Genomic DNA, 768 nt, shown 5'->3' on the forward strand with positions numbered 1-768 from the left:
GGCGCAGATCGTCGAAGGTCACGGCACGATAGCCGGGATTGTTCACATCCGGCGACATCGAGGCGGTGCGGTTGGTCGGCCCGAGCGCGCCGGCGACGAAACGGCGCTTGCCGTCCTGCTGCTCGGCACGAATAGCGGCGCGCCGCACCAGTCGCGCGCCATCGCGATTCAGCGCGTAGACGGCATCCTCCATGCCGTAATCGGCCTGGGCGATCGAGGTCGAGGAGAAAGTGTTGGTCTCCAAGATGTCGGCGCCTGATATGGCGTACTGATAGTGGATTTCCTCGATCGCCCCAGGCTGGGTCAGGATCAGAAGATCGTTGTTGCCTTGCTGGTGGCAGGCGCAGCCGGCGAAGGCCTCGCCGCGAAACTGGTCCTCGTCAAAGCCGAGGCCCTGGATCTGCGTGCCCATGGCACCGTCAAGGATGAGGATGCGTTCGCGCGCCGCCACTGTGAGCGCCGCAAGCACGTCCGAACCGTCGGGTTTTGCCGCAACGGGGCCGAACAATGCGTCCAGCGATGCAGAATTCTGCGACATTTTTTATCCCTTTGGCGACAAGCCGATCCATGTCACATAAGGATATCTTTATGTCAATATACGACAGACGCTCATGATTGTCACCCACCCGCCACGAAGGCGGGGTCCGGGGCGCCGGTTTTCTGACGGACCTACGCTCTGTCGACGCTTGCCAGGAAGCGGGCGAAGATCGGATTGAAGCGATCCGGCGAATCCCAGAATGGCGCATGGCCGGATTTGTCGAGCAAATG

1 protein-coding gene is annotated in these 768 nt (G+C 61.6%); it reads right to left on the reverse strand.

Features of this window, described 5'->3' with window-relative positions; translation table 11 throughout:
* Window positions 1-538, reverse strand: a 538-nt coding sequence (locus tag EN935_RS38630; RefSeq protein ID WP_206534706.1) for a homocysteine S-methyltransferase family protein, incomplete at its 3' end; no start/stop codon positions are given.
* Window positions 539-768: the final 230 nt, after the last annotated feature.

Origin of the sequence: Mesorhizobium sp. M7D.F.Ca.US.004.03.1.1, assembly GCF_003998635.1 — a bacterium.
GTDB classification, from domain to species: Bacteria; Pseudomonadota; Alphaproteobacteria; order Rhizobiales; family Rhizobiaceae; genus Mesorhizobium; species Mesorhizobium loti.